We start from the raw sequence: 237 nt of genomic DNA, 5'->3' as shown, positions 1-237 counted from the left end.
AAATCACACCAGTTACTGTCACAGTAGAGAAAATTCCTACAGATGGTTCTGTCAAGGTTGAAGGTCTTCCAGATGGTGTTTCTTACGATCCAGCAACAAAACAAATTACTGGAACACCAACAACCGAAGGTGTATCAAAAGTAACTGTCACAGTTCTAGGTAAGGATGGAAATCCAGTTAAAGGTGCTGACGGAAAACCTGTAACTGAAACATTTACATTTACAGTTACAAAAGCGC

General features: G+C 39.7%; 1 protein-coding gene. It reads left to right on the top strand.

The annotated features are described in order from the left end of the window. Positions 1 to 237: putative Ig domain-containing protein (locus QP363_RS13530; protein WP_284764875.1), on the top strand; the 237-nt coding region annotated here is incomplete at both ends.

The organism is Corynebacterium sp. UMB6689 (assembly GCF_030215295.1).
Lineage (GTDB): Bacteria > Actinomycetota > Actinomycetes > Mycobacteriales > Mycobacteriaceae > Corynebacterium > Corynebacterium aurimucosum.
Note: the sequence above shows the minus strand (reverse complement) of the source record. Positions and strands in the feature narration are given on the sequence as shown.